Genomic DNA, 6,000 nt, shown 5'->3' on the forward strand with positions numbered 1-6,000 from the left:
ATAGTAGGCACAACAATACGCGCAGTTCTTTTAACAACAGCTATTGAAAGGCACTTTATTCTTCTTCATGACAATCATCCCCTACATTTGATTTTCAAGGAAGGCACTTTGTGCATTATCAATCAAATAGGACTGTTCATTCGTGCACAGTGATGATAACACCATCAATATTGTTTCCTGAAATATCATATTGCTTATCTTCAGGAACTTTAATACTTTTACTATCAGAAATAGGATAATACGACACCGTATATCGTTCTTTATTAACCATCACAGAGAGCGTTTTTTCTTTTTTAATATAAGCAATATATTCCTCAAGAGCTAAATTATTTTGCTTCATGATTGCACTATGAGGTAATCCTACATATCGTATATGCCACGGCTCATATTGAATCTTAGTTACTTCTGTTTTATCCTCTGGATAACGTAAAATAAATCCATATTTCCATGCATTCTTTTTGATCCACTTTCCTTCCGGTGCTTTGTTCATTCTCATTAATGTAGACCCAACATCAAGGGAGATACCTAAGTTATGTTCACTATATCCAGCCGGCAATGCATACTCAGGTCCCATTTCCTCGTAAAGCTCGTTTTGCTCCTGAACATCTCGAAACCCACTATTAATCATAAAATGATTCACTCCCTCTTCTTTAGCAGCGGCAACCAGCTCAGAAAAAGCAAGTGCTACTTCCTTAGATAAATAGATGCCGCTGCTCAGAAGTCCGATCCCCTCTAGCATTGGTTCGTTTCTAGTTAAATGAATAATATCTTTCTTTATACTCTCATGTTTAGCAGGGTAGTCACCATTGACAAGGAGAAGATTTCCTAAATAAATCTCTTCTTTCGTCATTTTTCTCTCCACAGTTTCTTCGTCTTCTATTTTATTCGGAATATTGTCTAGAATATGGATTTTATTTTGAAAGAACTGTTCAATATTAACCGATGCAAATACCATCAGAAACAAAAATAACCCCCACTTCTTCATTGCTACATCACCCTCCACAGTTTCTCTTATTTCTCTATTTTATTGGGCGAATATGACAGTCGAGTGACTTGAAAATGACAATCTAGTCATTTACGGGGTAAATACTAGATTGATAGAAAATCAAAAAACCAGATACGATAAACGGTAGATGTCCGTCCAATTCATCGATATTCACCGAAAGATTGCTCGATAATTGTTTAAACAATTATGTTCTCCCTTCATTAGCTTGACTCCATTAGACAATCCTGCACATCATTTTGTAGAAATCAAAAAAAGAGCCCTTTACAAGCTCAAGTGGGCTCTCAGCATATTTAGGTATTGCATTACTATCAGCATTCACAAAAAATTACTTGTTATTAGAGTATTGTTTCCGATACCAAATAGCTGCTGCTTCTACTTCTTCCATCGTCAATTGATGTCCCTTGTCTTCCCAATGTAGCTCCACATTCGCTTTTGCTCTCACTAATAACGAATGTAGTTCAGTGGATTCGGCTGGTGAACAGAGGGGGTCGTTTGAACCAGCACCAATAAAGACGGATGTCTCTGACAAATCAGGAAGTTCAATGCCTCTTCTTGGGACCATCGGATGATGTAAAATAGCGCCCTTTAAGGCATTTTGTTCTTGAAATAATAAGCTTCCCGCTATATTTGCCCCATTGGAGTAGCCAATTGCGACCACCTGATCTCGGTCAAACTCATACGTTTCAGCTGATTCATCAAGAAAATGATTCAATTCCTTTGTACGGAAGATCAAGTCTTCCTCATCAAAAACACCTTCAGCAATTCTCCGAAAGTAACGAGGCATTCCATTTTCTAATACATTTCCCCGTACACTTAAGATTGAAGCTTCATCATCAATCATTTTCGCAATGGGCAATAATTGCTCTTCATTCCCTCCTGTGCCGTGAAGCAAAAGTAATGTTGGCTTAGATGGATCTTTCCCTTTTTCAAATAGATGTTTCATAACGCATCTCCTCTCAAACCAAACGTGAGGTACAGTTTCTTTTTTAACGATAGCTACTTAGTGAATAGAGGTCTCTAAAATCCTACCTTGGAAAATTATGTGTTGAAAAGTGTTTTGCACTTCACATTTTTAAACACACACCAATCATTCCTAACTTACAAAGAATGATACAATTTCATATTTAACAAGAGTCCTAATTTCACTTTGTATAAAAATATTTTCAATTAAAATATCTCGATTTAAAAATAAATTTACATTATTTATTCTCTCATGTCAATCATTTGTATCGAATGATTGTTTTAGGTTGCATTCTACTTAAGAGGAGAAACATTTTTCAGTGCCTATCAATAAAAACATTAGTAGTTGAAAAAATTCATTAAATCTATTTCTCATTTTCATTAAATATTCCAGCGCAATTGCACAAAAAAAGCACCCTAACCCTAATAAGGGTACTTATTCTGATTAATTACAAAGACCATTTGGGTCACTATTATCACATTCATTTCCTTTGAAATTATTAAGAGGAGGAATAATATTTTGATTATTGATATCGAATGTAGTAAACCCCCCATCTCCATTTCCGAATAAACGATTAAAGTGAACGTCATTACCCGTAGAATTAGCATCTAAGAAAATACCATCACCAGCATTATCCCTAACTTTATTTCCTGTAATCGTGTTGTCATCCGAATTGAATAAATCTATCCCAACCTCCGTGTTCTCATCTCCATTCTCATTAACAGTATTGCCTTTGATCAGGTTGCCACTTGAATTTATTAATAAAATACCCTCATTAAGATTGCTATTATTAAGGATATTCGCTGAAATCCTATTGCTAGTTGAATTAACTAAAATAATTCCTCTATTCTCATTATCGTTAACGGTATTGGCTTTCAACATATTGTTATCTGAATTATTTTCTAAACCAATCCCCGTTCCATTATTATTCAATGTATTTCCATGAAATATATTGCTAGTTGAATTATCTATGTCTACACCCCTAAAGCCATTCAAAATCAAGCTATTCCCTTTAATCACGTTGCCAGTTACTGAATCGTTTAATCGAATACCCCTATTTACATTATCCTTAATCATATTTCCTACAATCCTGTTGCTCGTTGCTGAGTTGGATAAATGAATACCTTGATCAAAAAATTCTTGAACGATAAAATTCTTCACCAATACCCCTGTTCTATCATTGAGAGTGATTCCACTCGTTGCAACACCAGCTCCATCTAAAACAGGTTTCTCTTTCCCAATTCCAATTAACTTAATATGATCTTTATCAATGGTCACGGATTCATTATAAGGAGTACCATCCTCTTTGGCTTTTACTAAAATAATGTCTCCTTCCTGCGCTTCATCAACTGCACTTTGGATACTCCCCACTTCATCTGGTACAACAATTGTTTTTTCGTTTATAATTACATAACTGATTACAGCAAGAATAGCTAAAAAGATGAGTGTCACGAATACAGTGAATCCCACCACATAATTGTTTCGTTTTGAAACACCCACTTTCCCACCTCACTTTTAGAAATAAATAATGCTTTTACACTTTATGAGGAGTGAAAATGTATTATGTACTTTAAAGCATATTGTTCAGTATCGTACCAAGAGCAATGAGAAGCTATATTTCTAAAATATCCATTTAATGTAAAAATAAGAAAGGTGATTAAAAGTCTTATATATGTCTTTTACATGTTTACTAACATGTGATGAATCATAAAGCTAGGAGTAATGAAATGGAACAATTTCAAGTAAATTTTTTAGTTATTGTATTTTTTAACGGATAGACTATTGCAGTCGTTTCAAATTTTGCTGCTTTATTAAATAGATACTCGAATACTGCATACAAATTTAATTTACTCTCAATCAGCTTTCTTATCTCCCTATATAATAATTAAACAAGATATTGTAGTGCCATAATAGGCAAATCCTTTGGAAGTAAATCATCACGAGGACTAGGTAAAGAGAGTGAGGATTTTTTAACGTTTGAAGGAGTTGAACTATTGTGTTTTTGTTCCTATCTATAATTTAAAAAAATCAACTACATGTATTTTTCTGACGATTTTCTTTATTTGGCTTCACAGGTTCGCCACTTGAATTCATCTTTTCTGCAATATTTAACCTTTAACTTCTAATTTATTACATAGCCTTTCCCTACCAAACAAAAAAAGCATTGTAATCGCCAAATTTAGCGATTTTATTTTGTTCCATTGTTACAAAATTTCCTTTCCATCAAGAAACTCTCAAAACCAACCTGATGTTCTTCAGTCCCTGTTGAATCATTAATCCAAATACATAAAAACCTTGATCGCCGAATAGCCAATCAAGGTCTTCAATATCGTAATTAAACTGTCTCTCTTAACTGTTCTCGAACTTCCATTAGAATAATACCCAACATATTTTTACCTGAACCATCTTTTCCACATCCCCAATAGTAATCATTTGACGTTTTTTCAATGATTTCTTGGTCTCCCGTAGAAAGAAGTAGTTGTTGTAAGTCTTTATGTACAGTAAACTTTGTCAACACGGCTTTTCTCATCACATCATCTTTCACATTTTCCCAATCTTTCCTAAGGGGTTTACTTCTATCACGCCCCTTTTTTGCCGCTTCCATAGGAGAATCGGAACGTCTAATCTCTTCCTCATATTCCGTTCCAATAAATTTCTTTGCTTGAAAATAATGCTCACTCGTACGCCAAAAAGAACCCTCTAATTCAAACCCATGAGGAGAGAAGTTTGAAAAACTACCATAATCGTCATTAATTTTATAAAAGTAAATTGCCATGTTTTTGCTCCTTTACATAAATTATCTTTCTATATTATTTACTAAAAGGGGAGTACCTAAGAATCTTTTCTATATAGCCTTCTAACTTCCCTAATTCCCAAAAAGAGGGTCTGGATTTTGATGATGGTCCGCTTCTGCTGTAACAGAAACCTATGGGAGAAACAATGATTCTGCTAAACTTTTTTCCGTTTTTTATTCTCGTTATAAAAATACATTCTTACCATTAATCATCCAATATCTATATTCAGGTGGGATAGCATCCGTAAACATAAAATCCTCATACTTTCCAATCCACCCATTTGGTACATACGCTTCATAGGATGCTGGTTCAGGATAATAGGATATTAAAATTTTATTATCAAAATCAACATATAGAGAAGGAACTAGATCAACAATATCGCTATAGAATCACCCTTCAGTATGTTGTGCAATTCTTCTGTTGAAGCCTCCATGTCACTAATGTGATTCAGGAAATCCTCCGCTGTATCCTCGTTTACTATATCAATATCATACCTATTTGAGAAATCATTAGGCTTGTAAACATCAATACCTTTCTTAATAAAAGCAGCAGACAGTTTTCGTAAATCCAAAAACCAAAGTTCCTTATCCGCAACATACCACCTATTCGCATTTTTATATTTCACAAACACAATAATCGTTTTTGCATACTCAGGGCTCTCCTTCAATCGTTACGCCTCCTTCATATTGGTCATTATCACTAAATTCCCATACCTACTTTCCTTTTATATGGTAATACTGGCATCCAACACCGCTATTTTAATAGCAAAAAAATGAAAAATTATAATGAACGTTTTTTATTTGCTGAAAGTGAACCACTCTTCACTCGATTACTTTAAAATGATTACTTGTTACGGGGGGTATACCTATCAACAGTAGAAGGGATATGCAAGTGCTAGATATCGATATTCAAAAGTTAATTGAATTCGAGTAGTTTTCTCTATCATAATTGTTCGTTCTATGTACGTCAAAGTTGTCTAAAAATTTAAAAATCGGAGGTTTAGTATTTGGGGAAGAGAATGGTAGTGTCTAGTAAAATTCATTAGATAGCCATACAATTTATAAGTATTGTATGTACTATCAAGTTTGTTAATATATTATTTAGGGCTTAAAATGTGGTTCATCACCAAATTTTGTGATTTATCCATAAAAATAGGAAAGCATCTATAAAATCCTGGTCATAATGTTAGCGACTAAACAAACACTAGGAGGATTTATAAATGCTTTCCCTATCACTAG

The 6,000-nt window shown here is 34.0% G+C and carries 6 protein-coding genes; all 6 read right to left on the minus strand.

What is annotated here, in order from left to right:
* Positions 1 to 136: 136 nt before the first annotated feature.
* Positions 137 to 985 (minus strand): M15 family metallopeptidase, encoded by an 849-nt coding sequence (locus WAK64_RS15830; RefSeq protein ID WP_336587964.1) that lies wholly within the window; start codon positions 983 to 985, stop codon positions 137 to 139.
* A gap of 82 nt (positions 986 to 1,067) precedes the next feature.
* A complete protein-coding gene (locus tag WAK64_RS15835) occupies positions 1,068 to 1,190 on the minus strand; it encodes a hypothetical protein (RefSeq protein WP_336587965.1) in 123 nt (40 codons plus the stop codon).
* A gap of 141 nt (positions 1,191 to 1,331) precedes the next feature.
* The gene (locus WAK64_RS15840; RefSeq protein ID WP_336587966.1) at positions 1,332 to 1,949 is read right to left on the minus strand and encodes an alpha/beta hydrolase; all 618 of its coding nucleotides are present in this window, start codon (positions 1,947 to 1,949) and stop codon (positions 1,332 to 1,334) included.
* Positions 1,950 to 2,411: 462 nt separating this feature from the next.
* Entirely contained in the window at positions 2,412 to 3,467 is a 1,056-nt protein-coding gene (locus WAK64_RS15845) for a right-handed parallel beta-helix repeat-containing protein (RefSeq protein ID WP_336587967.1), read from the minus strand.
* Positions 3,468 to 4,302: 835 nt separating this feature from the next.
* Positions 4,303 to 4,743 (minus strand): NADAR family protein, encoded by a 441-nt coding sequence (locus tag WAK64_RS15850; RefSeq protein ID WP_336587968.1) that lies wholly within the window; start codon positions 4,741 to 4,743, stop codon positions 4,303 to 4,305.
* A 383-nt stretch (positions 4,744 to 5,126) separates the two neighbouring features.
* A complete protein-coding gene (locus WAK64_RS15855; protein ID WP_336587969.1) occupies positions 5,127 to 5,429 on the minus strand; it encodes a hypothetical protein in 303 nt (100 codons plus the stop codon).
* Positions 5,430 to 6,000 lie beyond the last annotated feature (571 nt).

Source organism: Bacillus spongiae (assembly GCF_037120725.1).
GTDB classification, from domain to species: Bacteria; Bacillota; Bacilli; order Bacillales; family Bacillaceae_K; genus Bacillus_CI; species Bacillus_CI spongiae.